This is a genomic window from Mycobacterium sp. E183 (assembly GCF_001667735.1).
Taxonomy (GTDB): domain Bacteria; phylum Actinomycetota; class Actinomycetes; order Mycobacteriales; family Mycobacteriaceae; genus Mycobacterium.
Genome location: NZ_LZJN01000003.1, coordinates 79,825 through 102,487, shown reverse-complemented (window position 1 = coordinate 102,487; position 22,663 = coordinate 79,825). Strand labels below are relative to the sequence as shown.

Below are 22,663 nucleotides of genomic sequence, written 5' to 3'. Positions count from 1 at the left end.
GCAGGGTCGTGGCGATCGCCCCCGCGCGCAGGTAGTCGCCGTAGGAGAAACCGCCGGGCACCACCACGGCGTCGACGCCCTTGAGGTCGGCGTCGGCGTGCCACAGGCTGACGGCCTCGGCACCGACACGCCGCGCCGCCCGGGCGGCGTCGACGCCGTGGTGGTGCCCGGCGGTTTCTCCTACGGCGACTACCTGCGCGCGGGGGCGATCGCCAGGTTCGCCCCGGTGATGGGCGAAGTTGTGGCCGCCGCAAACCGCGGCATGCCGGTGTTGGGCATTTGCAACGGGTTTCAGGTGCTCTGCGAGGCGGGGCTGTTGCCGGGGGCCCTGACCCGCAACGTCGGTTTGCACTTCGTCTGCCGCGATGTGTGGTTGCGCGTGGCGTCGACGTCGACGGCCTGGACGTCGCGTTTCGAGCCCGATGCGGACTTACTGGTGCCGCTGAAGTCCGGCGAAGGCCGCTACGTGGCGCCCGCCGACGTCGTCGAGGAGCTCGAGGGCGAGGGCCGGGTGGTGTTCCGCTACCACGACAACCCCAACGGCTCGCTGCATGACATCGCCGGCGTCAGTTCCGCCAACGGTCGCGTGGTCGGACTGATGCCGCATCCCGAGCACGCCATCGAAGCGTTGACGGGGCCGTCCGACGACGGCTTGGGCCTGTTTTATTCGGTATTGGACGCGGCGCTGTCGGTCTAGGCGGAAACGCCTGCCGCGGAGCGCAATTCGGCGAACGATGCGCAGATGGCGTCGGTCGCCTCGTGCGGGTCGTCAAACGTCCGGTCATCGGTGAGCACGGCGACGCCCAGCTGGTCGACATAGCTCCACACGGTGATGTTGACCGGGGCGCCCGGTGATAGCACCCCGGTCGAGTAGATCTCGGTGACCGTCGCGCCGCCGAAGTGTCCGCGCTCGCGCGGGCCCACCACGCTGGAGACCGCGACGTTCATCAGCTTGTTGGGTGCGTCGCGCCGCCCCAGCCACCGGAATGCGGCCGGAGCGAACGCGGTCGGCAGATAGGCCATCAGCCGGCCGTAAAGCTCGGGGCCGAGGATCTCGTGGTCTTCCTTGGCGATTCGGGTCGCCAGCGCCACCAGCCGTGCCCGTTCGGCGGGATCGGCGACGTGCACCGGCAACGAAATCATCAGACCGCTGATCTCGTTTCCGGTGATGCGGTCCGACTTGTCGGTGGCCGTCGGCACCGACGCGATGAGCGGCCGGTCGGCCGCGCCGTCGTAGGCCAGCAACAGTGTGCGCAGGCCGCCGGCCGCCGTGGCCAGTATCAGGTCGTTGAGGGTGATGCCCAGCGCCTTGGCGGTCGCCTTGGCTTCGGCCAGCGGCAGCGTCGTGCTGGCGAACCGCCGCACGGGCGACACGACGTGATTCAGGAAGGTCGGTGGAGCGTCGAAGGCCTCGGCCAGATCCGGGTGGGCACCCCGTTCTCTGGATCGGCGGCGGACCCGCGTCAACCCGGTGGCGGCATCCCTCAGCAGCCCGGGGAGCTCGGCGATCTGCCGCGCGTGGTCGCGGGCGGCAGATCGCAGCAGGTCGGCGGGCGACGCGGTGACGCCCGCTTCGTCGTTGTCCCGCTCGTCGGTCGGCCCGTCCTCGAGATCCATGGCGCGCGCCAAGAGGTTGACGGAGGCCACACCGTCGGCCAGCGCGTGATGGACCTTGCCGATCAGGGCGTACCTTCCCCCGGCCAGTCCCTCGGCGAAGTGGAATTCCCACAGCGGGCGGCTGCGGTCCAGCGGCATCGAGGCGACCTGGCCGATCGTCTGATCGAGTTCTAGCCGCCCGCCGGGCGCGGGCACCTGCACCCGCCGGAGGTGGTAGTCGAGGTCGACCGCGCAGTCCTCCTGCCACATCGGGTGATGCAGCTGCCAGGGAATGTCGACGAGCTTGTAGCGCAACGGTTCCAGCAGGTGCAGCCGGCGTCGCACGTGGCGGCGGAACGCCTCGAAACCGAAGTCGGAGTCAGCGGGGTCGATGACCGCCACTTTCAATGTGTGAGTGTGGAGGTTCGGTGTCTCACTGTAGAGCAGCATGGCGTCCATGCCGTTCAACCTTTTCACGCGCCACCCTGCCGGACAATCAAGTTGCGCTGCAGCGGATTTCGCATGATGTCGAACCTCGAGTCGCGGTCGGTCAGCCTAGGATGGGCAGCTTGCGTTGACCGGCCAATCGCTGGAGGGCCGACTCCATCACCCCGCGCACGTAGGCGTCGACTTCGTCGATGTCGGGATCGTCGCCGAATTGGGCCGTGACGTCGATCGGTTTGAGTACTTCGGTGACGATCTTGGCCGGCAGTGGCAGGTTCGGCGGGAAGATGACACTGAGTCCGAAGGGGAATCCGAAGCTCACCGGCAGAATGTCCATGCGCGCCCTGGTCAGCCCCAACTTGCGCGCCAGCCAGTTTCCGCGGGTCAAGAAGAGCTGAGTCTCCTGGCCCCCGATCGACACGGTAGGCACGATTGGCACCCCGGCCTCGATGGCGGTCCGCACGTAGCCGGTGCGGCCGTTGAAGTCGATGGTGTTGGCGCTGAAGGTGGGCCGGTAGGAGTCGTAGTCGCCGCCCGGGAACACCAGCACCACCGCGCCCGAGTGCAGCGCGGCGGCGGCGTTTTCACGGCTGGCCTCGATGACCCCGAGGCGGCGAAGCCAGCCATCTAAGGGTCCCATGAAAATGCCGTAGTGGCCCAGGGTGTAGACGGGGCGGTCGTAGCCGAACTTCTCGTAAAAGGCCGGGGAGAAGATCAGCACGTCGGGCGTCAGCATGCCGCCCGAGTGGTTGGACACCACCAGCGCGCCGCCCGACGGCGGGACGTTGTCGATGTTGCGCACCTCGGCGCGATACCACCGCTTGATGACCGGTCCGAGGGCCTTGCTGACCTGCTCGGTGAAGGCCGGATCCCATTTGGTGGTCTCGTGGTTGTCGGCCACCTCAACGCCGCTACCCGCCATGGCTCCCCGCCGTCCGTGTCAGTGCTGTTTGGCATTGATTGCCGATGTGACGCAGATCTCAAACCCCGTGCCTGTTGAGCATATAATACTCTCCGAAAAAGAGAATGTCATATCCGTTTGCTGAGCGGTTTGGCCGCGGCGGGGACGCGCGCCTAACGTCCGTTTGCACTCGGATTTTCGGGCTCGCCGGCTCATCGGCGCAGAGCGGGGACGCCGCTCGCCGCCCCGTTGGGGTGACGACCTGTCCGGCAGGATCAGCCCGCGTCCCGCAACAACGGATGCGCCGTCGGCAGTTCGACGGCGGGGCTCAGAGCGTCGAACAACTCGGTCGCATCCGCAATGGTGTGGTCGACGAAGGCGGCGAAATCGTCAAACGAGACGCTCCGTCGAATCCAGTGCGACCTGCGCGCCACCACGCCGATGCGCTGCGGATCGGACGACCCGTGCACGATCGCGGTCACCTCCCGATCCTGGCGGTTCCAGGTGTCCGAGAAGTGCACCAGCCAGGGCCGCTCGGTGGCGGGGAAGAAGCAGCCGGGAGTCACCCGAATGATCAGCACATCGCCGTGCGCGGGCGAGATCTCGAGATGGACGTGCAGGCGCCGCGGGTGGGCGCTGGTGACGAAGAAGTATTCGCGATCATGATGGCCACGGAAATAGCGGCGCCCGCGGACGCGCAGGTACCGTTCGACCAGGTTCGCGCACATCGGCTCGTTCGTCATGAAAACATGCTGCGGCCAGTGGCTTTGCGGATGCTGGGAGACAAGCCATGAGTCGCCGAAGAATCTGTTGAGAATTGGCTGAGTGAATGGGGAAAGGTTCCATCGGCCGACGATGTCAGCGGGCAGACGCCGCTCGACGATCACGGCGCCGGGCGAGTCGGATTAGTCTGGTGCCAAATGGTTTTCGCTCAGCCGTAGGGGAGGGCCGAACATGGAGCTCATCGTGGAACGGATCGACCATGTGGTGCTGAACTGCCGAGACGTCGAGGACACGGCCGCGTGGTACGAGCGGGTCCTCGGGATGCGGCGGGAAACGTTCGGGCCGTCCAACCGAATCGCGCTGCGGTTCGGGGACCAGAAACTGAACCTGCGGCCCGTCGGGGCGCTGGGGGACGATCCCGAGTGGGTCACCGGTTCGGTCGAAGCGGCCGGGTCCGAGGACTTGTGCTTCATCACTCGTTGCAGCCCGGGCGAGGTGCATGCCCACCTCGTGCGATGTGGGGCGGAGATCGTTGCGGGACCGGTGACCAGGACGGGGGCCCTGGGTCCGATGATCTCCCACTACTGCCGCGACGTCGACGGCAACCTGGTCGAAATCGCGGTTTACTGAAGGGGATACAACGCCGGCAGGTTCACCACGACCGCCTCTTGGGTGCTGCGCGCGATCACCACCTCCGCGGGCGTGTTCGGGTCGGGGTTTTCCTCTCGGTGCGGCAGATACGGCGGGATGAAGACGTAGTCGCCGGGTGAGGTCGAGATCCTCACCTCTTGCGCGCCGTCGTGAAAGACGAATTCCGGGTGGCCGCTGCGCACGTAGATGGCGGTTTCCGAGTCGCCGTGATGGTGGTTGGACGAGACGGTCGACGGTGACGCGTGCGTCTCGCCCATCCAGAGCTTTTCGGCGCCGACTGACGTTCCGCTGAGCGCGGCGAAGCGGCGCAGTCCCTCCGATTGCGCGGTGTCGGAGCTGATGTCCGCACCCCTGACGTGGTGCACCCGGTTGTGGGTCGCTTCCGGTGTTGCCTCGTCGAAGTCTGGGTGGAATCCATCTGCGGTAGCCATGCGTCAATTATGGTCCGACGCATCCCGATACGCCTCGAGGAGCCGCAGCCACAGCTCGCTGACCGTGGGGAAGCAGGGCACCGCGTGCCACAACCGGTCGATGGGCACCTCGCCCGCGACGGCGATGGTGGCGGAGTGGAGCATCTCGGTGACTCCCGGCCCAACCAGCGTGACCCCGAGCAAACGCCCACGGTCGAGGTCCACCACCATCCGTGCGCGCCCGGCGTACCCGTCCGCATAGAGCTTGGCCCCCGTCACGACGTCGCCGATCTGCACATCGACGGTGCGCAGCCGGTACCCGGCCTGTTCGGCTTGCCTGGCCGTCAGGCCGACGGCGGCGGCTTCGGGCACGGTGAAGAAGGCCTGCGGCACAGCGTAATGGTCGGCGGTGGTTGCGTGCCGGCCCCACGGTGCGGTGTCCAACCGGGCGCCCGCGGCCCGCGCTCCGATGGCCGCTCCGGCAATGCGACCCTGGTACTTCCCCTGATGGGTCAGCAGGGCCCGGTGATTGACGTCGCCCGCGGCGTAGAGCCAACCGTCTTCGATGGCCCGTACTTGGCAGGTGTCGTCGACGTCGAGCCAGTCGCCGGGCGTCAGCCCCACGGTGTGCAGGCCGATGTCATCGGTGAGCGGTGCGCGACCCGTCGCGAAAAGCACTTCGCTGACCACCAATTCGGAGCCATCGTCCAATTCGAGGGTCACCTCCGCGCCCTCGGGCCGGCGCAGCGTGCGCACCGATACGCCGACGCGCACGTCCACGCCCGCATCGGCGAGGCCACGGCCGATGAGTTCACCGACGAAGGGCTCCATCCGCGGCAGCAGACCCGAGCCCCGCGCAAGGAGGGTCACCTGAGATCCCAATCCGCGCCACGCAGTCGCCATTTCGACGCCTACGCCGCCGGCGCCCACCACCGCGAGCCGCTCGGGGACCGAACTGCTTTCGGTGGCTTGGCGGTTGGTCCACGGCCTCGCCTCGTCGATGCCGGGCAAGTCGGGCAAGAGGGGCCGGCTTCCGGTGCAGATCACGACGGCGTGCCGCGCGGTCAGCACGGACGTCGCCCCGTCGGACGCGGTGACCGCGACTCGCCGGGCGCCGTCCAACCGGCCATGGCCGCGCACCAGGGTGGCGCCGATTCCACCCACCCAGCCGGCCTGGCCGGTGTCGTCCCAGTCGGTGACGTAGCGGTTGCGGCGGCCGAAGACCCCCGGAATGCCGATGGACCCGCTGACCGCCTCCCGCGCGCCGTCGACTTGGCGGGCCTCCGAGATGGCAATCACCGGACGCAGCAAGGCTTTACTGGGCACGCAGGCCCAGTAGGAACACTCGCCGCCGACGAGTTCGCGCTCGACTATGGCGACACTCAGGCCTGCGGCCCGGGCGCGCTCTGCGGCGTTCTGCCCGATCGGCCCGGCGCCGAGCACAACGACGTCATAGCCCGACTCTTCGTGTGCCATCGTTCGTGGTCCTCCCCGGTTGTCCTCAGTGGTCGATCAGCTGCGCGGCCAGCTGGCGCAGGTCGCCCGCCACCAGGTCCGGTTGGGGCAGTCCGTCGACGGGCAGCGGCGGATTGCCGGGCCGCGCGATGAGCGCCCCGCCGAAGCCGACACTCTGGGCGCCGAGGGTGTCCCATACGTGGGCGGCCACCATCATGCAGTCAGCCGGGGCCACTCCGAGCGTCTCGCACGCATACCGGTACACGGTGGGCGACGGCTTGAAGGCGCGGCAGGCATCGACACTCAATTGGTGTTCGAAGAATTCGGCCAGCCCGGAACTCTGCAGCGCCGTAGGACCATCCGGGTTGGGCGGCGAATTGGTCAGGGTGACCAGACGAAAACCGTTGTCTTTCAACATGGTGAGCCCCTCCGCCGCATCCGGGTGGGCCGGCATGGTGAGCAAGCCGTTCTTCAGCCGGTGCGCGTCATCGTCGGAGACGGCCACGCCGTGGATATCGCCGACCATACGGAACACACCTTGGGCCAGCGTGGAGAAGTCCACATAACTATCCGCCAACGTCGCGGACATCGAATACATGACCAGCTGGGCGAACCACTCGCGGAGCACCCGTTCATCGCCGAACAGCTCGGTGAAAAGCGGTGCGAGTGACTCGATGTCGACCAACGTTTCGTTGACGTCGAAAACCAGGACGGAGGGCACGGGCATGGTCAAACCTCGATCTTCTTCGGATTGGGAACATCCGGTCGTAAATACCCGATCAGACAAACGCAAATCAATGTCATTCCCAGCAACGGCCACCAGAGGGCGGTCACCCCGGCCGTCGTGAAAACGCCGACCGTGATGAATGACCTCATCCGCATCAACCTACGCATCCGGTCGGTGGGGCCTTCGTGGGCCGGCCGATCGATCACTTCCCGGCACAGCGCCAGATAGGTGACGTTGACCAGAACGAAGACGAACGCGTACAACGCCACGGGCGCAGCGGCGAGCCTGCTGTCGGCGATCCACTCGGTGGTGATCGGGAGGAGGGATACGGAAAATAGGTGGGCGAAATTCGACCACACCAGCCGCGGCGTCGCCAGCTCCGCATAGCCGAACAGGTGATGATGGTTGACCCATACGATGGCGATGAAGAAATAGCTGACGACATAACTCAGGCCGGTGGGCCACAGTGGTAGCAAGGCGCTGAAGCTGGCCGCGGCGGGCGGCTTGAGCTCGAGCACCAAGATCGTGATCAGCACCGCGAAAACGCCGTCGGAGAACGCTCCTACCCGATCCGGACTGGTTCTCCGCCCGACCACTACGCCTGCCCGGACGATTGGTGGTTTCGTTCCTGCACTACCCCGACATTGCCCTCGGCACCGTGAAAATCCGAGACCTCTTCGATGTCGAGCCCCCGGTCGACGCCGTGTGGAATGACGGTCTGGCCGGGCTCGAGCCGCAACTGTTTGCCGTCGAGGTAGACGTCGATCTTGTCCGGTTCGAAGGACACCAGATCGCCAACTCGTATCACCTCGCGCCAGGCGTTTCGATACGACCACGCCGCCCGCTTGCGGTCGCCGATATCGTAGTAGGAGCAGATCCCCTTGTATGGGCAAAAGGTCTGCGTGTCAACCAGTTCGAGGGCAGATTCGTCGACGTCCTCGCGGGGCACGTACCAGCGTGGAGCGAATCCGGATTCGTACAAAGCTAGTGGGTGCTTGGTATCGGCAATCACTCGGTCGCTGCTACGAGCGATGAGATGCCTTGAAGTGGAACGGATATCGATCCGATGATAGGCATCGGCAGCGTGCCCGACGATCCGCTCGTTCTCTTCGTAGAAAGCGTCCATGGCACGCCAAGCGAATGCGAGGTGCCCGTCGAGTACCGAAGCGTGCGGCGGCAGCGCGGTGTGCTGCCACGCCGCACGGGTCGCCTCTCGCTCCGCGACTTTGACGGTGAACCACCGGGTGTCGCCTAGGTCCTGGTGCTGGGTGAGCCTTTCCTCGGCCACCAGGGCCCCGGCCTCGATATCACTGCGCGGGAAGTAGGCGACCGGATAACGCCCCGGCTCGTGCAACAGGATCACGTCTTGGCTGTCGGCAACCCATGTGTCGGCGAGGCGAACTCGCATGCGCCTCCTCAGCGGTTCGACGTACAAGAGCCGCGCCGGCAACGGCTGTTCAGTCAGAAAGTGACCGACCGATCCCGTGGCGAGCGGACCCTGCTGCCATGCCAGCCCCATCTCCATCCCCTCTTTTCAGCGACACCCCTGAGACAGCTAATCTCCCCGCGTCACAGGGGCATCCATTGGAACCGTGAGCCGCAACGACGTACTGGGCCAATCAACCCAGTTATTATGGGCCAAACATCCCATTCTGTCCAGCGGCGAGGTGACCTCATTCGGATCGGGATTGGCCCCGGCGCCGCTTCGAAGCGGCTCGGCTCTTCGGCTTCCGCGTTCCGAAGGAGCGGACGTAGTCGACGGCGGCGTTGACGGCGGCGCGCAGCGGTTCCGCATCGCCGGTGGCATATGTCAGCATGGCGCCGCCCTGGTGCGCGACGACCAACGACACCGCCAGGTGCCGCGGATCGGCGTCGGGCCGTAGGTCGCCGCGCCGGCGCATCGCCGCAAGACCGGTCTCGAACAACTCGATCCACAGGTCATAACCGGCGGAGAGATCGTCGTGAATTTCGTCGTCGGAATCGATCAATTCGCCCGCCAAGGAGCCGTACACGCAACCGCCCACCCGGTACACGGTGTCGACGGCGGCGACGCAGGCGTCGGCCCAGGCCTGCAGGGCGGCGAAGCTGTCGAGGGCGCCCAGCGGTGGCTGGGTGTGGAAGGCCCGCACGTCCTCGCGGCGGGTGGCAACGACCTGACGGATCAGATCGCGTTTGTCCCGGAAGTAGTGCCCGATCTGTGACCCGCCCACTCCGGCCGCTCGCCGTACCTGGTCGATGCTGGTGTTGGCGACGCCCCGCTCGAACATGATTCGCGCGGCGGCGTCGATGATGCGCGCGCGAGTCGCCAGTCCCTTGCGCGTGAATCGTCCCGGACTTTCGGCGTTCACGTGGCGGTCCTCGCTCGGCGCCGGGTGCGCCGCGCCGGGCGAGGGGCTCGCTCGTTCGGATCGGTGGCGAAGGTGCGGAGGTAGTTGATCGCGAAGCGCACCGCGTCGGCGTGCGGCCATTCCGCGCGGTAGGTGAAGGCCAGGGTGCCACCGCCCTGATGGGCGGCGACGATGACCATCGCCAACCGTCTCGGGTCGGCGTTGGCGACCAAGACGCCGTTATCTTTCATCCGCCGGATCGCTGCCTCCAGCAGGTCGATCCACTGCCCATAGCCGGTGGCCAGCGTCTCCCGCGTCGGCTCGTCCGACTTCGCCACTTGGGCCGCGAGAGCGTGGTAGGTAGGCGTGCCGAAATACCCGATGCGCCTGAGGTATCGCATGTTGAGATCGCCCCACCGCTCGAAGTCGTCGAACGTTGTCAGGCCTCCCAGCCCGGGTTGGCGGTGAAAGTCGAGAACCACGCCGATCTGGCGTCGGATGACCGCGCGGATCAGTGCGGCCTTGTCGGCGAAATAGTGGGCAAGCTGGGATCCGCTGACCGACGCCGCCCTGCGGACGTTCTCCATGTTCGCAGCCGACAGGCCCTCGGTGACGATCAGTCGGGCGGCCGCTTCCACGATGCGATCCCGGGTGGCACGCCCCTTGGCGGTCAACCGTTGTTCGTCGCGAACATCGGGATGGGCCATCGCGTCAGGCTAACCCGCGGCCGCCCCGAACTATGGGATATCCAACCCATTGATGCCCCGGGCCGTCGGCGCGTTCGGTCAGGCAGCCATGTCGGCCCTGGCGAGGAAGCCTCCGATCAGTTCGGCTACCTCGTCGAGTGCGGACTCGAGCAGGAAGTGTCCGCCGTCGAGCAGGCGGATCTCGGCATTGGGGAGGTCGTCGGCGAACGCCTGGGCGCCGGCCGGGCCGAAGATCTCGTCGCCACGGCCCCACACCGCCAGCAGCGGCACCTGGCTGGCGCGGAAGTACGCATGCAGGCGCGGGTAGAGCGGCGCGTTGGTTGCGTAGTCTCGTAACAGTTTCAGCTGCACCAGGTCATTGCCCGGTCGCGATATGAGCGCGTAATCGTGGTGCCACGATTCGGGGTCGACGAGCGTCTCATCGGCAACGCCGGTGACGTATTGCCATCGAGTGGCATCCAGCGTGAGGAACTGCCGGACCGCGGCCTCGGTCTCGGGCGTTTGTTCGCTTTGGTAAGCCCGCACGATCTTCCAGAAACTGTCGACGAATCCCGCGTCGTAGCCGTTACCGTTCTGGGTGATGATCGCGGTGATCGACGACGGGTCGCGCAGCGCCAGCCGCCAGCCGATCGGCGCGCCGTAGTCCTGGACGTACATCGCGTACCGGTCGACGTCGACGGCGCGCAGCAGTGCGGCAGTGAGGTCGGTCAGCGCGTCGAAGGTGTAGTCGAACTCGTCGACGGACGGCGCGTCGGAGAGCCCGAAGCCCAGGTGATCCGGCGCGATGACGTGGTAGCGGTCGGCGAGCACCGGGATCAGATGGCGGAACATGTAGGAGCTGGTGGGAAACCCGTGCAACAGCACCAGCGCGGGAGCGCTCGAGTGGCCCGCTTCGCGGAAGAACAGGCGGTGACCGTCGACGGTGGCATAGCGATGATGAACAGCCGCCATGGCTCTACTCCTTAATTTCGCCCTCGACCGAAGCGGCGAATTTCAGCTACGCCACGTTGATCCCGGACTTTGGGTTATGCAACCCAGTATGCACCGGACGGTGCGCCGCGCAACAGCCGTGGTGCGCATATCGGAGGCGTCGCCTCGTGTTGCCGTCGTCTTCCGGCTGGCATAGTGTGAGCCAGCCCTCCAGTCAGGGCCTGCGGAGGTGGCCCGGTGGGCAAACTGATATCGGTGAACGTGGGGCTGCCCCGCAACGTCGAGTGGCACGGCAAAACCGTCTACACCGGGATCTGGAAAAAACCGGTCGAAGGGCCGGTCATGGTGCGTCGCCTGAACATCGACGGCGACGGTCAGGGCGATCTCGGCGGACACGGCGGCGAGCAACGGGCCGTCATGGTCTATCAGACCGAGTCATACGACTTCTGGAAGAGCTACCTGGGTCGCGACGACCTCGTGCCCGGCCACTTCGGAGAGAACTTCACCATCACCGGGCTGCCCGACGACGAGGTGTGCATCGGCGACCGCTACCGGATCGGCGAAGCCGAGTTCGAGGTCACCCAGCCCCGCGTCACCTGCTTCCGGGTCGGCATGCGCGTGGACGAACCCAGGATGCCGAACCTGCTTGTCTCCCAACGTCGTCCGGGCTTCTACTTTCGGGTGATCACCGAGGGGCGGGTCCGCGCCGGCGACGACATCGTGCGGACCCGCCGTGGTCGCCATCAACTCAGCGTCGCCGACGTCGACGCGCTGTTGTACCTGCCGGACCGTGACCTCGGGCTGCTCCCCAAGATCGTCGATGTCCCCGCGCTCAGCCCCGGGTGGCAGCAATCATTCCGGGACATGCTCGACGCACCACAGGGATCGGCGGCCGTGTCTCCGGGTGCGACGCCGGCATGGGCCGGGTTTCGGCCCTTACGGGTCAGTGGAATTCGCCGGGAAAGCCCACAGGTGATGTCCATCGAGCTTCGGGCGGACGACCGTTCCGCGCTGCCTGCGCCGCTTCCGGGGCAATATCTGACCGTGCGAATTCCCGGCGCCGGCACGCCGGCGCCGCTGCGAAGTTATTCCCTCTCCGGGGACCCCGCGGCGGGCCACTACCGCATCAGCGTCAAGCGCGAAGAGCATGGTCTGGTCAGTTCGTGGCTGCACGAGCACGTCGTGCCGGGCTCGGTCGTCGAGGCCGCCGCCCCACGGGGCGACTTCTGCCTCGCCGACGGCGGCGGCCCGGTGGTGCTGATGTCGGCGGGAATCGGCATTACACCCGTCTTGGCCATGCTGCACGCGCTCGCGGCGGCCGGCAGCACCCGTGACATCTGGTGGCTGCACACCGTCCGCAACCGCGAAACGCAGGCTTTCGCATCGGAAGTCGCTAGTTTGGTCGATGCTCTGCCGAGTGCGCGGCAATCGGTGTTCTACACACAAACTCAAGGCCGCTTGGACCGCCCGGCCATCGCGGCCCTGGCTATCCCGGCCGATGCCACGGCATACCTGTGCGGCCCGACCCAGTTCATGAGCGACATGCGCGAGGCACTCGCCGCGGGCGGTCTGGCGCCCGAGCGGATCCATAGCGAACTATTCGGCGCCCTGCCGCCCATCAATCCCGGCATCGTCGATGACACCCCGCGCAAACCGCCGCATCCCCCGGCGGGGGTCCCGGGGACCGGCCCGCCAATCACGTTCGCGCGCAGCGGCCTGACGGCCACCTGGTCGTCCGCGTACGGAAGCATCCTGGAGCTGGCGGAAGCATGCGACGTGCCCACCCGGTTCTCCTGCCGAAGCGGCGTCTGTCACGTCTGCGTCACCGGTGTGGTTTCCGGCAGCGCCACCTACGTGCAGCAGCCCCTGGAGCCGCCCGAGCAGGGGACGGTGCTCATCTGCTCGGCGGCTCCGGAGACCGATCTCGTGCTCGACCTGTAGCGAAAAACGTTGCCTCAGGCGGTGATCGCGCGCTGACCGCCGCTCACGGGTATGACGGCGCCGTTGACGTAGCTGGCGCCGGCGGCGCTGAGAAAGACGACCACGCTGGCGATTTCACTCGGATCGGCCGGCCGGCCCAACGCGGTGCTGGCCGCCACCGCCTCCAGCATGCCGGGTAGCGCCGCGGTTCCGGGAGTGTCGGTCGGCCCGACGGAGACCGCGTTCACGCGTACCCCCGATGGCCCGAACTCATCCGCCCACACGCGGGTCAGCAATTCCAGGCCCGCCTTGGTGGCGCCGTAGATGCCGGCGCCGCTCGCCGGCACCGAAGCCGCCACGGTGCTCACGCTGACCACCGATCCGCCGCCACGCTCGATCATTCCGGGCACCAACTGCTGGACCAAGATGTAAGGGGCGCGCAGATTCACGTTCACGTGCTCGTCGAACGCCGCGTCATCAGTCTCTGTGGTCGCTCCGAATTTGTAGATTCCGGCATTGTTGATCAAAATGTCGACCGGCCCCGCCTCGGCCGCAAGGCGCCGCACGTCGTCGGCATCGTTGAGGTCGGCGGCGACAAAACGCGCTGTACCACCGGCGTTTTCGATATCGCGAACCGTCTTGGCGCCGCGTTCGGAGCTGCGACCGTGCACCACGACCTCCACCCCGCGTTCCGCGAGTTGTAACGCAACCTCGCGGCCGATGCCGGACGTGGCTCCGGTCACCAGAGCGGTGGACCCGGCCATTGTTGTTGCCATCGAACCCTGCCTCCAGGAGAGAAGTTCACTTGCCTCCCCGACAGCAGCGGTCCGCCGGCATTTATTCCTACGAGCTCAGCGGGACCGACGCCTCGGCGGTGTAGCAGAGGAACGTCAGCGTCTCCTGCAGGTACAGCTGCACGGTCTCCGCATCATGGCTGGTGTAGCCGATCGACACATCGGTCCCGAGCTGCAGATCGAAGTCGCCGCCGCGGGTGGTGAGCACGAAAGCACCGTCGATAGCCGGCGCCCAGATGATGTCCCCGGGGACCAGCCGGTCGATGTGCTCGAGGATCGGATAGCCGTGTTCGGTGGTTTCGCTGACCTTCGTGTAGACGTCGGCGGACAGCAGCACCGAATAGGGACCGTCGACGCCGGCCAGCCGGAGTTCGGAGATCGCCTGCGTGATGACGTCCGGAATCTCGCGGGGGTCGGCCGGCAGGGTCAGCGGCTTGTTCGAGCTGCAGGTGCGAATGCCGTCGATCGACGCCGCGGGGTAGCCCTCGAAGATGGCGCGGTCCTCGACGAACGCCAGCTTCTTGGCGGCGGCCTTGACCGGGTCCCAGTCCGAGTCCTGCGCCCCGCGCTCCACGTTGTCGATCTCGTAGCGGGACAGAGTGAACGGAACACGCAGCCGGACAAGGGGTTTGCTCGCCCGGAGGTGCGCCTCGACGCCGTCGGACGGGGACGTCACGTCGACCAGGCGGCCGGTGCTGACCGCCGCGGTGACCGGACCGCCCGGCTCGCTGACGTCGACAACCCGGCGTCCGGCGATGTGGCGTTTGAAGGTCCGGGACGCCTCGGTTTCAATTTCTTTCCACGCCGCTTCGGTGACCGGTGCCAACTCGCGGTAGAGGTTGTTCATCAAGTGGTTCCTTTCAGGCTGCCGATCGAAAGTGAGCCGTCTTGTACGGCAAGCGTTTCCGTCACCGGTACCGCGGGCAGCGGCGGTGGATCGTCGAGGAAGTCGACGGTGGGCGAGAAGAACAGGCCACCGGTGACCGCGGTGGAGAATTCGAGGATGCGGTCGGTGTTGCCCGGTGGATCGCCGAGGAACATGTTGCGCAGCATCTGTTCAGTCACCTGCGGCGTGCGGGAATAGCCGATGAAGTAGGTGCCGTACTCGCCCTTCCCGAGTCGGCCGAAAGGCATGTTGTGCCGCACGATCTTGAGTTCCGTGCCGTCGGCGTCGGTGATGACGTTGAGCGCGATGTGGGCGTTGGCCGGCTTTTCCCCATCATCCAGCTCGAGGTTCTCCAGCTTCGTGCGGCCGATCACCAGCTCCTGCTCGGCGACCGACAGGGCGTTCCACGAGGACATCTCGTGCAGATACTTCTGCACGTGCACGTAGCACGAGCCCTCGAAGTCGGGATCCTCGGCGCCGATCGTGGTGGCGCTGGCGGCGAGTGAGCCATCGGGGTTTTCGGTGCCGTCGACGAAGCCCAACAGGTCGCGGTTGTCGAAGTAGCGGAATCCGTGCACCTCGTCGACGACGGTGACCGCGCCGGCCATGGACCGCAGGATGCGGTCGGCCAATTCGAAGCAGACATCCAGGCTTTCAGCCCGGATGTGGAACAGCAGGTCCCCGGGCGTGGCCGGGGCGGTGTGCCGGGGGCCGTTCAGTCCGACGAAGGGGTGCAACTCTGCGGGGCGGGGCCCGGAGAACAAGCGATCCCAGGCCCGCGAGCCGATGGAGGTGATGGCCGACAGCCGTTTCGGCGGCTCACGAAATCCGATTGCGCGCACCAGCCCCGAAATGTCGGGCAGCGCGTCATGCACCGTCGCTTCTCCGCCGTCATCGATGGTCACCACCAGGAAGACCGCCGCAGGCGTCAACGGCTCGAGGATGGGCTGTGGCTGGACGGGAGGCACTCTGCTGACCCTAGCGTGGCGACGGTGAGCGCAGGAAGTGCGCGAGCAAGGAGCCGCGCGATCGGGCCCAGCGTGGCGACGGTGAGCGCAGGAAGTGCGCGAGCAAGGAGCCGCGCGATCGGGCCTAGCGTGGCGACGGTCGTCGTCGACAGTCATGATGATCAACATGTCGGCCAGCGCCGCAGGCCTCTGCGATTTTATCGACGCTTCTCCGTCGCCATTTCACGTCTGCGTCACAGTGGCCGCGCGACTGATCGCGGCGGGATTCGCCGAACTGAGCGAGTCGGACCGGTGGCCGGCGGAACCGGGCCGCTACTTCACGGTGCGGGCCGGCTCGCTGGTGGCCTGGAACTCCGAGGGCGCCGACGGCCCATTCCGGATCGTCGGCGCACACACCGACAGCCCTAACCTGCGCGTCAAGCAGCATCCCGATCGGCTGGTTGCCGGGTGGCGTGTGGTCGCGCTCGAGCCGTACGGCGGGGCGTGGCTGAACTCCTGGCTGGATCGCGACCTGGGCATCAGTGGACGGCTGTCGGTGTATGACGGCGCCAGGGTCGAGCATCGGCTGGTCCGGATCGACGACCCGATCCTGCGGGTGCCCCAGCTGGCCATCCACCTCGCCGAGGACCGCAAATCGCTGACCCTCGACCCGCAACGCCACGTCAACGCGGTTTGGGGAGCCGGTGCGGACATCAAGCCGTTCGTCGACTTCGTCGCGCAACGGGCCGGGGTGGCGCCGACCAGTGTGCTGGCCGCCGACCTGATGACCCACGACCTGACCCCGTCGACCGTGATCGGCGCCGACGACGATCTGCTCAGCGCGCCGCGCCTGGACAACCAGGCGAGCTGCTACGCGGGTACGGAGGCCCTGGTGGCGGCCGAACCGCGGGGATTCCTGCCCGTGCTGGTGGTCTTCGATCACGAGGAGGTGGGGTCGTCCTCCGATCACGGCGCCCAGTCCGACCTGCTGGGCACCGTCCTGGAGCGGATCGTACTGGCGGCCGGCGGCACCCGCGAGGACTTCCTGCGCCGTCTGCCCGCCTCGCTGCTGGCCTCGGCGGACATGGCCCACGCCACCCATCCCAACTACCCGGAGCGGCACGAGCCCGGACACCTGATCGAGGTCAACGCCGGACCGGTGCTCAAGGTGCACCCCAACCTGCGTTATGCCACCGACGGACGGACGGCCGCCGCCTTCGAGCTCGCCTGTCGGCAGGCCGGGGTCGGCCTGCAGCGCTACGAGCACCGGGCCGACCTGCCCTGTGGATCGACAATCGGGCCGTTGGCCTCGGCTCGGACCGGCATCCCGACCGTCGACGTCGGCGCCGCGCAGCTGGCCATGCACTCCGCGCGCGAGTTGATGGGCGCGCACGACGTGGCCGCCTACTCGGCGGCGATGGAAGCGTTCCTTTCGCCGATGCCGTAGTGCGGCCTGACGAGGTGGCCGTACTAGAGCACGACCGGGTGCGCGATCACGGTGAGCGTCAAGGTCGCGACGTTGACGGCAAGCAGGAACCCCGCCAGTGCGAACTGTCCGGAGATGTCGTGGGCGAGGACGTGCGTGTACATCGCGCAGACAAAGAAGATTGTCAGTCCCGCCGCTGCGGCGGCGCCGACTGCCGGGACTGACAGGCCGACGACCAGTCCAAGGGCGCCAAGGGTTTTCAGCGTGCCGATCGGAAAGGTCAGCCAGGACACCGGGACGCCCGCGCGTTGCATGGGCGGAATGATCGGCGCGAAGTGCACCAGCGCGCTCACGCCGGAAAATCCGTTGAGAATGATGGCAGCTATCGTCATGACGAGGTACGCGGTGTGCATGTTGCGGCTTCCATATCTGGTCGGTCGGTGGCGGATCGTTCGGCGTCAGTTCGCCGGGATCGGGTCTAGTCGGAACACCGCGATCCGGCCCGCCAGCGCCTCGACTTCTTCGGGATTGCCCCGGCGTACCAGGCCGGAGCGTTTCAAAAAGCCAACACCGACCGGCACTTCGGCCGGATATTGGCGCAACACCGGCCGAGCTTGCTCGGCGGTCAGCTCAGTTATCCTGACGCGCCGCGTCTTTCGGCCCTTGCCGAGCGTTCCCGCGCCGGCGGCGCGGGCGTTGCGCGCCCAGTCGGCGCCGGGGAATCCGGCCACGGCATAGAGGTGCCCGTCGAGGGTGAACGGCGTCATCGGGGTGCTGCGAGGACGGCCCGTTTTGCGGCCCGGCACCGTCAAAACCATGGGGGGGCCAGTCGGTATGCCAAGTTTTTGCAGCGCAATCATGAACCTGTTCATCGGCTTCAGCCAACGAGGGGGCATCGGATGAGACATCTCTTCTCCTGTCGCGAATTTCGTTGCGGTGGAACCGCAGCCGGTGGGTCCGCCGCAATGGGGAGCCGGTCATCAGCAACCCGTATCCAAGGACGGGTCGGTGGCGCGGAAAGTTACACATGCGTGCGTAACTTTTTGCGGCGCCGTTCCGTCGTTATCTCTTGAGTGCGCAATCTCTGGGAGGACTGATGACAGCCGATGACTGGCACGGCCCGCGCTGGCCCCGTGTGATCGCCCGTGCCACCAGCGCGGCGTTGGCATTGCTAGCCCTGGTGCAAGCCGCGTTCGCCGGGAGTTTTCTGGGCGGCCGATACGACGCGCTGATGCTGCACTCGGTCGGCGCGAGGGTGACCACGGTGCTTTCCGTCGTCCAGGTCGCGGTGCTGGTGATTGTGAGCAGGACGGGCGGGCCGCGACGGCCGGCGGCGCTCGGGGCCCTCGTGACCCTCCTCTTCGTCGCCGAGTTCGCCTCGGGGGAATTGCGCTTGACGGGCTTACACGTTCCGCTCGGAGTGCTGTTGATCGTGGGGATCTTCAAGCTGACTGCCGAGGTGTGGCGTTTGCCGCTGGCCGCACGCTCGCGTCCGGCCGAGCGGGAACCGATCCGATGAATCGGCGTGGCGCGTTGCGGCTGGGCGCCGCGGCGGCGGGCATCGGCTTCATCGGCGCCGGCTGGCCGCTCGCCGGCGCGCTGCTGGGCCCCGCCGAGTCAGGACGGCTGATACGCAGCCAAACCAGGTTGCCCGATCGCTATCAAGTCCCGCTGCCGATCCCGGAACAATTGACGCCGGTTCGTAGCGACGCTCACGCCGACTACTACGAGATCACCCAGCAGACCACGCAATTGCGCATATTGCCCGGGCTCCCCACGGCGGCGTGGACTTACAACACGAGCTTTCCCGGCCCGACCATTGCTTCGCGGTCAGGCCGACGCACCGTCGTGCGGCACCGCAACGCCCTGCCCGTGCCGGTTGTGGTGCACCTACACGGCGGCCACACACCGGAAGACCACGATGGGTACCCGACCGACTTCATCCTGCCGCCCGGCGTCCGGCTCGGGGCTGAAGCCATGGCGCGCAACAGCGTTGTCGGAGAGCGCGAATACGTTTACCCGCTGAACCAGCGGGCCGCCACGTTGTGGTACCACGATCACCGCATGGGCTACACCGGCGCCGCGGTGTGGCGCGGCCTGGCCGGATTCCACTTGGTCCACGACGACGAGGAAGACGCGTTGCCGCTGCCGCGCGGCCGGCGGGACGTCCCGCTGATGATCACCGACCGCGCGTTCGCCGCCGATGGCTCCTTTCGCTACCCGGACGCTGCCGGCGGCGGAGCGACCGGCGACTACATGAACGGCGTCCTCGGCGACGTCATCCTGGTCAATGGTGCGCCGTGGCCGGTGCTGTCGACCGATCCCGCCCGGTACCGCCTGCGGCTCTTGAACGCATCCAACGCCCGTCGCTACCGGCTGCAGCTGGACCCGCAACCACCCGGCGGTTCGGCGTTGGTGCAGATCGGCAGTGACGGCGGATTACTGGCGCGACCCATAGGCCACGACTACATCGACATCGCTCCGGCCGAACGATTCGACGTCGTGGTCGATTTCGGCCGCTACCCGGTGGGAACACAATTGCGGCTGCTCAACCGGTTGGGTGGCGAAAGCGCCGGCGAGGTCATGCGATTCGACGTCGTCGGCGCCGACCGTGCCGACGATTCGGCCATCCCGGACCGGCTCAGCGGAAGCTTCCCGGGTCTCGACCCACAGGCCCGCGTGGCCACGCGAACGTTCCTCTTTCGCCTCGGCAGAAAAGCGGTGTGGACGATCAACGACCTGGCCTATCAACCGGGCCGGCCGCTGGCGCGCCCTAAGCTCGGCACCACAGAAGTCTGGCGGTTCATCACCGAGTTCCACCATCCCGTTCACGTGCACCTGAATTCCTTTCGCGTGCTCTCCCGCAACAGCCGTGCGCCGGGCCGGTTCGACATGGGATGGAAGGACACCGTCGATGTGCGCCCAGCCGAAGCCGTTGAAGTCCTCACCCGGTTCACCGACTACACCGGTTCATACCTGCTGCACTGCCACAACCTCGAACACGAAGACATGGCGATGATGGCCGACTTCGTGACCGTCGATTGACCACTGGGCGACCCGGGACGGCGACCCCTTCAACTGGGCCATTTCGAGGCCTAAGGTCGGGCGGTATGGCGCTCAACCTGGAGATGATCACCTTCGACTGCAGCAATCCGGCGCAGCTGGGCGGCTGGTGGGCCGAGCAGTTCGGCGGCACGACGCAGGAGCTGCTCGCCGGCGAGTTCACCGTGGTGAGTTTGCCGGAAGGGCCTCGGCTCGGCTTCCAAAAAGTGCCCGACCCCACCCCCGGTAAGAACCGCGTGCACCTGGACTTCGGGCCCGCCGACGTGGATGCCGAGGCGTCTCGGCTGACGGCCGCCGGGGCCACCGAGGTCGGCCGGCATGAGTTCGGCGACAATTTTCGCTGGGTGGTGCTGGCCGACCCCGAAGGGAACGTCTTCTGCGTCGTCGGCCAATAGCCTCCACGGCGACCCGACGGTGACGGAAGCGCCGACCTAGACTGTCTGGCGTGACAGTCCCCGGGACGAGCGCCCGCACCCAGGCGATCGACACCGTCGAGCACGCCGCCGCCAGCCCCGACCAGCCGCAGCCCTTCGCCGAGCTGGGCCTTAAAGACGACGAGTACCAGCGAATCCGCGAGATCCTGGGCCGCCGACCCACCGACACCGAGCTGGCGATGTACTCGGTGATGTGGAGTGAGCACTGCTCCTACAAGTCGTCCAAGGTGCACCTGCGCTACTTCGGCGAGACCACCACCGACGAGATGCGCGCGGGCATGCTCGCCGGCATCGGCGAGAACGCAGGCGTGGTCGACATCGGCGACGGCTGGGCCGTCACCTTCAAGGTGGAATCGCACAACCACCCCTCCTACGTCGAGCCCTACCAGGGCGCGGCGACCGGTGTCGGCGGCATCGTGCGCGACATCATGGCGATGGGTGCGCGACCCGTCGCGGTGATGGACCAGCTTCGGTTCGGCGCCGCCGACGCGCCGGACACGCGCCGGGTGGTCGACGGAGTTGTCCGCGGGATCGGCGGCTACGGCAACTCGCTGGGGCTGCCCAACATCGGCGGCGAGACCGTCTTCGACGCCTGCTACGCGGGCAATCCGTTGGTAAACGCGTTGTGCGTGGGCGTATTACGCCAGGAGGACCTGCACCTGGCGTTCGCCTCGGGCGCCGGGAACAAGATCATCCTGTTCGGTGCGCGCACCGGCCTGGACGGCATCGGCGGGGTGTCGGTGCTGGCTTCGGACACGTTCGACAGCGAGGGATCGCGCAAGAAGCTGCCTTCGGTGCAGGTGGGCGACCCCTTCATGGAGAAGGTGCTCATCGAGTGCTGCCTCGAGCTCTATGCGGGCGGCCTGGTGATCGGCATCCAGGACCTTGGCGGCGCCGGATTGTCATGTGCTACTTCAGAACTCGCATCGGCTGGCGACGGCGGGATGGCGATCGAGCTCGACACCGTCCCGCTGCGGGCAAAGGACATGACGCCCGCGGAGGTGCTCTGCAGCGAATCGCAGGAGCGGATGTGCGCCGTGGTCTCGCCGGAGAACGTGGACGCGTTCTTGGCGGTGTGCCGAAAGTGGGACGTGCTGGCCACCGTGATCGGCGAGGTCACCGACGGCGACCGGTTGCGAATCAGCTGGCACGGCGAGACCGTCGTCGACGTGCCGCCGCGCACGGTGGCCCACGAGGGGCCGGTGTATCAGCGGCCGGTCGCGCGCCCCGAGTCGCAGGACGCCCTGAACGCCGACCGGTCGACGAGCCTGCCGCGGCCAAAGACAGGGGAGGAGCTGCGCGCGACTTTGCTTGCCCTGCTGGGCAGCCCGCACCTGTGCAGCCGCGCGTTCATCACCGAACAGTACGACCGCTACGTGCGCGGCAACACCGTGCTGGCCGAGCACGCCGACGGCGGCGTGCTTCGCGTCGACGAGGCCACGGGCCGCGGCATCGCGCTGTCGACCGACGCGTCGGGACGCTACACGCTGCTCGATCCCTATGTCGGAGCACAACTGGCCCTGGCCGAGGCCTACCGCAACGTCGCGGTCACGGGCGCGACCCCGGTCGCGGTGACCAACTGCCTCAACTTCGGTTCTCCGGAAGATCCCGGGGTGATGTGGCAGTTCTCGCAGGCGGTGCGGGGACTGGCCGATGGTTGTGCGGCCCTTGGCATTCCGGTGACCGGCGGCAACGTCAGCTTCTACAACCAGACCGGGTCGGCGGCCATCCTGCCGACGCCGGTGGTCGGTGTGCTCGGCGTGCTCGACGATGTGGGCCGGCGCATTCCGACGGGCCTGGGCGGCGAGCCGGGCGAGACCCTGATGCTGCTGGGCGATACTCGCGACGAATTCGACGGTTCCATCTGGGCGCAGGTGAGCGGCGACCACCTGGGCGGGGTGCCGCCCGCGGTCGACCTGGCGCGCGAAAAACTGCTGGCCGAAGTGCTGAGCGCGGCGTCACGCGACGGGCTGGTGTCCGCCGCGCACGACCTGTCCGAAGGTGGGCTTGCGCAGGCCATCGTGGAGGCGGCACTCGCGGGCGAAACCGGCTGCCGCATCGTCCTTCCCGAGGGCGCCGATCCGTTCGTCACGTTGTTCTCCGAGTCCGCGGGCCGGGTTCTGGCGGCGGTGCCCCGCACCGAGGAGAGCCGGTTCCGGGCGATGTGCGAGGCGCGCGGGCTGCCCGCGGTGCGCATCGGCGTCGTCGACCAGGCCTCGGACGGGGTGGAGGTTCAGGGCCTGTTCACCGTGTCGCTGGCCGAACTGCGCGAGACGTCCGAGGCGGTGCTGCCGCGCCTCTTCGGATGAGCCGCAGCGACGA

At 67.2% G+C, this 22,663-nt stretch carries 24 protein-coding genes; 8 read left to right on the top strand and 16 right to left on the bottom strand.

Annotation, left to right across the window (positions count from 1 at the left end; genetic code table 11):
- Positions 1-697: phosphoribosylformylglycinamidine synthase subunit PurQ (purQ, locus tag A5691_RS00735; protein ID WP_369830449.1), on the top strand; the 697-nt coding region annotated here is incomplete at its 5' end.
- On the opposite strand, the gene A5691_RS00730 is transcribed toward purQ, so the two are convergent.
- The 3 genes from A5691_RS00730 to A5691_RS00720 form a co-directional block, all read right to left on the bottom strand.
- Positions 694-2,073 (bottom strand): wax ester/triacylglycerol synthase family O-acyltransferase, encoded by a 1,380-nt coding sequence (locus tag A5691_RS00730; protein ID WP_197694426.1) that lies wholly within the window; start codon positions 2,071-2,073, stop codon positions 694-696. The two genes, purQ and A5691_RS00730, sit on opposite strands and share 4 nt — an antisense overlap.
- A gap of 73 nt (positions 2,074-2,146) precedes the next feature.
- Positions 2,147-2,962, bottom strand: a complete 816-nt coding sequence (locus A5691_RS00725) for a lysophospholipid acyltransferase family protein (protein ID WP_067752299.1) — start codon at positions 2,960-2,962, stop codon at positions 2,147-2,149.
- Positions 2,963-3,216: 254 nt separating this feature from the next.
- Positions 3,217-3,684: a hypothetical protein gene (locus A5691_RS00720; RefSeq protein WP_067752302.1), complete on the bottom strand. Its 468-nt coding sequence runs from the start codon at positions 3,682-3,684 to the stop codon at positions 3,217-3,219.
- Positions 3,685-3,895: 211 nt separating this feature from the next.
- Between A5691_RS00720 and A5691_RS00715 the strand changes: the two genes are divergently transcribed.
- The gene (locus A5691_RS00715) at positions 3,896-4,294 is read left to right on the top strand and encodes a VOC family protein (RefSeq protein ID WP_067891515.1); all 399 of its coding nucleotides are present in this window, start codon (positions 3,896-3,898) and stop codon (positions 4,292-4,294) included.
- Here A5691_RS00715 and A5691_RS00710 read toward each other — a convergent pair.
- The 8 genes from A5691_RS00710 to A5691_RS00675 form a co-directional block, all read right to left on the bottom strand.
- Entirely contained in the window at positions 4,288-4,746 is a 459-nt protein-coding gene (locus tag A5691_RS00710; RefSeq protein ID WP_067891519.1) for a cupin domain-containing protein, read from the bottom strand. The two genes, A5691_RS00715 and A5691_RS00710, sit on opposite strands and share 7 nt — an antisense overlap.
- Before the next feature lie 3 nt (positions 4,747-4,749).
- Entirely contained in the window at positions 4,750-6,201 is a 1,452-nt protein-coding gene (locus A5691_RS00705) for an NAD(P)/FAD-dependent oxidoreductase (protein ID WP_068017523.1), read from the bottom strand.
- A gap of 25 nt (positions 6,202-6,226) precedes the next feature.
- A complete protein-coding gene (locus A5691_RS00700; protein ID WP_067752314.1) occupies positions 6,227-6,907 on the bottom strand; it encodes a haloacid dehalogenase type II in 681 nt (226 codons plus the stop codon).
- A gap of 2 nt (positions 6,908-6,909) precedes the next feature.
- Entirely contained in the window at positions 6,910-7,503 is a 594-nt protein-coding gene (locus tag A5691_RS00695; protein WP_067752317.1) for a TMEM175 family protein, read from the bottom strand.
- The gene (locus tag A5691_RS00690; RefSeq protein ID WP_082950076.1) at positions 7,503-8,426 is read right to left on the bottom strand and encodes a DUF427 domain-containing protein; all 924 of its coding nucleotides are present in this window, start codon (positions 8,424-8,426) and stop codon (positions 7,503-7,505) included. The genes A5691_RS00695 and A5691_RS00690 overlap by 1 nt, the downstream gene beginning before the upstream one ends.
- 154 nt (positions 8,427-8,580) lie before the next feature.
- Positions 8,581-9,255 carry a TetR/AcrR family transcriptional regulator gene (locus A5691_RS28470; RefSeq protein WP_067891529.1) on the bottom strand — a complete coding sequence of 225 codons (675 nt, stop codon included), beginning with the start codon at positions 9,253-9,255 and terminating at the stop codon, positions 8,581-8,583.
- Complete coding sequence (locus tag A5691_RS28465) at positions 9,252-9,941, bottom strand: TetR/AcrR family transcriptional regulator (RefSeq protein WP_067752323.1); 690 nt, start codon at positions 9,939-9,941, stop codon at positions 9,252-9,254. Before A5691_RS28465 ends, A5691_RS28470 begins: the two co-directional genes overlap by 4 nt.
- A 78-nt stretch (positions 9,942-10,019) precedes the next feature.
- The gene (locus A5691_RS00675) at positions 10,020-10,892 is read right to left on the bottom strand and encodes an alpha/beta fold hydrolase (RefSeq protein ID WP_067891532.1); all 873 of its coding nucleotides are present in this window, start codon (positions 10,890-10,892) and stop codon (positions 10,020-10,022) included.
- 216 nt (positions 10,893-11,108) lie between these two features.
- Between A5691_RS00675 and A5691_RS00670 the strand changes: the two genes are divergently transcribed.
- On the top strand, positions 11,109-12,812 hold the full coding sequence (locus A5691_RS00670) for an MOSC and FAD-binding oxidoreductase domain-containing protein (protein WP_067891537.1): 1,704 nt from the start codon (positions 11,109-11,111) through the stop codon (positions 12,810-12,812).
- Between the two features lie 14 nt (positions 12,813-12,826).
- On the opposite strand, the gene A5691_RS00665 is transcribed toward A5691_RS00670, so the two are convergent.
- The 3 genes from A5691_RS00665 to A5691_RS00655 all read right to left on the bottom strand — a co-directional run bounded on the left by A5691_RS00665 (position 12,827) and on the right by A5691_RS00655 (position 15,439).
- Positions 12,827-13,567, bottom strand: a complete 741-nt coding sequence (locus A5691_RS00665) for an SDR family NAD(P)-dependent oxidoreductase (RefSeq protein WP_067891539.1) — start codon at positions 13,565-13,567, stop codon at positions 12,827-12,829.
- A 67-nt stretch (positions 13,568-13,634) separates the two neighbouring features.
- A complete protein-coding gene (locus tag A5691_RS00660) occupies positions 13,635-14,432 on the bottom strand; it encodes a family 1 encapsulin nanocompartment shell protein (protein ID WP_067302911.1) in 798 nt (265 codons plus the stop codon).
- The gene (locus A5691_RS00655; protein WP_067891542.1) at positions 14,432-15,439 is read right to left on the bottom strand and encodes a Dyp-type peroxidase; all 1,008 of its coding nucleotides are present in this window, start codon (positions 15,437-15,439) and stop codon (positions 14,432-14,434) included. Before A5691_RS00655 ends, A5691_RS00660 begins: the two co-directional genes overlap by 1 nt.
- A gap of 166 nt (positions 15,440-15,605) precedes the next feature.
- Here A5691_RS00655 and A5691_RS00650 point away from each other — a divergent pair, with 166 nt between their 5' ends.
- Entirely contained in the window at positions 15,606-16,865 is a 1,260-nt protein-coding gene (locus tag A5691_RS00650) for a M18 family aminopeptidase (RefSeq protein WP_082950075.1), read from the top strand.
- Positions 16,866-16,888: 23 nt separating this feature from the next.
- On the opposite strand, the gene A5691_RS00645 is transcribed toward A5691_RS00650, so the two are convergent.
- On the bottom strand, positions 16,889-17,257 hold the full coding sequence (locus A5691_RS00645) for a DoxX family protein (protein ID WP_067752341.1): 369 nt from the start codon (positions 17,255-17,257) through the stop codon (positions 16,889-16,891).
- A gap of 45 nt (positions 17,258-17,302) precedes the next feature.
- Positions 17,303-17,752 (bottom strand): nitroreductase family deazaflavin-dependent oxidoreductase, encoded by a 450-nt coding sequence (locus tag A5691_RS00640; RefSeq protein WP_068017518.1) that lies wholly within the window; start codon positions 17,750-17,752, stop codon positions 17,303-17,305.
- A gap of 188 nt (positions 17,753-17,940) precedes the next feature.
- On the opposite strand from A5691_RS00640, the gene A5691_RS00635 reads away from it, so the two are divergent.
- The 4 genes from A5691_RS00635 (at position 17,941) to purL (ending at position 22,650) form a co-directional block, all read left to right on the top strand.
- Positions 17,941-18,363 carry a hypothetical protein gene (locus A5691_RS00635; RefSeq protein WP_068017515.1) on the top strand — a complete coding sequence of 141 codons (423 nt, stop codon included), beginning with the start codon at positions 17,941-17,943 and terminating at the stop codon, positions 18,361-18,363.
- The gene (locus tag A5691_RS00630) at positions 18,360-19,889 is read left to right on the top strand and encodes a multicopper oxidase family protein (RefSeq protein WP_068017511.1); all 1,530 of its coding nucleotides are present in this window, start codon (positions 18,360-18,362) and stop codon (positions 19,887-19,889) included. Before A5691_RS00635 ends, A5691_RS00630 begins: the two co-directional genes overlap by 4 nt.
- Before the next feature lie 65 nt (positions 19,890-19,954).
- Positions 19,955-20,302 carry a VOC family protein gene (locus tag A5691_RS00625; protein WP_067752354.1) on the top strand — a complete coding sequence of 116 codons (348 nt, stop codon included), beginning with the start codon at positions 19,955-19,957 and terminating at the stop codon, positions 20,300-20,302.
- 50 nt (positions 20,303-20,352) lie between these two features.
- Positions 20,353-22,650 carry a phosphoribosylformylglycinamidine synthase subunit PurL gene (purL, locus tag A5691_RS00620; protein ID WP_068017507.1) on the top strand — a complete coding sequence of 766 codons (2,298 nt, stop codon included), beginning with the start codon at positions 20,353-20,355 and terminating at the stop codon, positions 22,648-22,650.
- The last annotated feature ends 13 nt before the right edge of the window (positions 22,651-22,663 follow it).

Bases quoted from the DNA above. Each gene is read 5' to 3' on its own strand.
- A5691_RS00725 (WP_067752299.1), bottom strand. From the start codon at position 2,962: ATGGCGGGTAGCGGCGTTGAGGTGGCCGACAACCACGAGACCACCAAA.
- A5691_RS00720 (WP_067752302.1), bottom strand. From the start codon at position 3,684: ATGACGAACGAGCCGATGTGCGCGAACCTGGTCGAACGGTACCTGCGC.
- A5691_RS00715 (WP_067891515.1), top strand. From the start codon at position 3,896: ATGGAGCTCATCGTGGAACGGATCGACCATGTGGTGCTGAACTGCCGA.
- A5691_RS00710 (WP_067891519.1), bottom strand. From the start codon at position 4,746: ATGGCTACCGCAGATGGATTCCACCCAGACTTCGACGAGGCAACACCG.
- A5691_RS00705 (WP_068017523.1), bottom strand. From the start codon at position 6,201: ATGGCACACGAAGAGTCGGGCTATGACGTCGTTGTGCTCGGCGCCGGG.
- A5691_RS00700 (WP_067752314.1), bottom strand. From the start codon at position 6,907: ATGCCCGTGCCCTCCGTCCTGGTTTTCGACGTCAACGAAACGTTGGTC.
- A5691_RS00690 (WP_082950076.1), bottom strand. From the start codon at position 8,426: ATGGGGCTGGCATGGCAGCAGGGTCCGCTCGCCACGGGATCGGTCGGT.
- A5691_RS28465 (WP_067752323.1), bottom strand. From the start codon at position 9,941: ATGGCCCATCCCGATGTTCGCGACGAACAACGGTTGACCGCCAAGGGG.
- A5691_RS00675 (WP_067891532.1), bottom strand. From the start codon at position 10,892: ATGGCGGCTGTTCATCATCGCTATGCCACCGTCGACGGTCACCGCCTG.
- A5691_RS00665 (WP_067891539.1), bottom strand. From the start codon at position 13,567: ATGGCAACAACAATGGCCGGGTCCACCGCTCTGGTGACCGGAGCCACG.
- A5691_RS00660 (WP_067302911.1), bottom strand. From the start codon at position 14,432: ATGAACAACCTCTACCGCGAGTTGGCACCGGTCACCGAAGCGGCGTGG.
- A5691_RS00650 (WP_082950075.1), top strand. From the start codon at position 15,606: ATGTCGGCCAGCGCCGCAGGCCTCTGCGATTTTATCGACGCTTCTCCG.
- A5691_RS00645 (WP_067752341.1), bottom strand. From the start codon at position 17,257: ATGCACACCGCGTACCTCGTCATGACGATAGCTGCCATCATTCTCAAC.
- A5691_RS00640 (WP_068017518.1), bottom strand. From the start codon at position 17,752: ATGTCTCATCCGATGCCCCCTCGTTGGCTGAAGCCGATGAACAGGTTC.
- A5691_RS00635 (WP_068017515.1), top strand. From the start codon at position 17,941: ATGACAGCCGATGACTGGCACGGCCCGCGCTGGCCCCGTGTGATCGCC.
- A5691_RS00630 (WP_068017511.1), top strand. From the start codon at position 18,360: ATGAATCGGCGTGGCGCGTTGCGGCTGGGCGCCGCGGCGGCGGGCATC.
- A5691_RS00625 (WP_067752354.1), top strand. From the start codon at position 19,955: ATGGCGCTCAACCTGGAGATGATCACCTTCGACTGCAGCAATCCGGCG.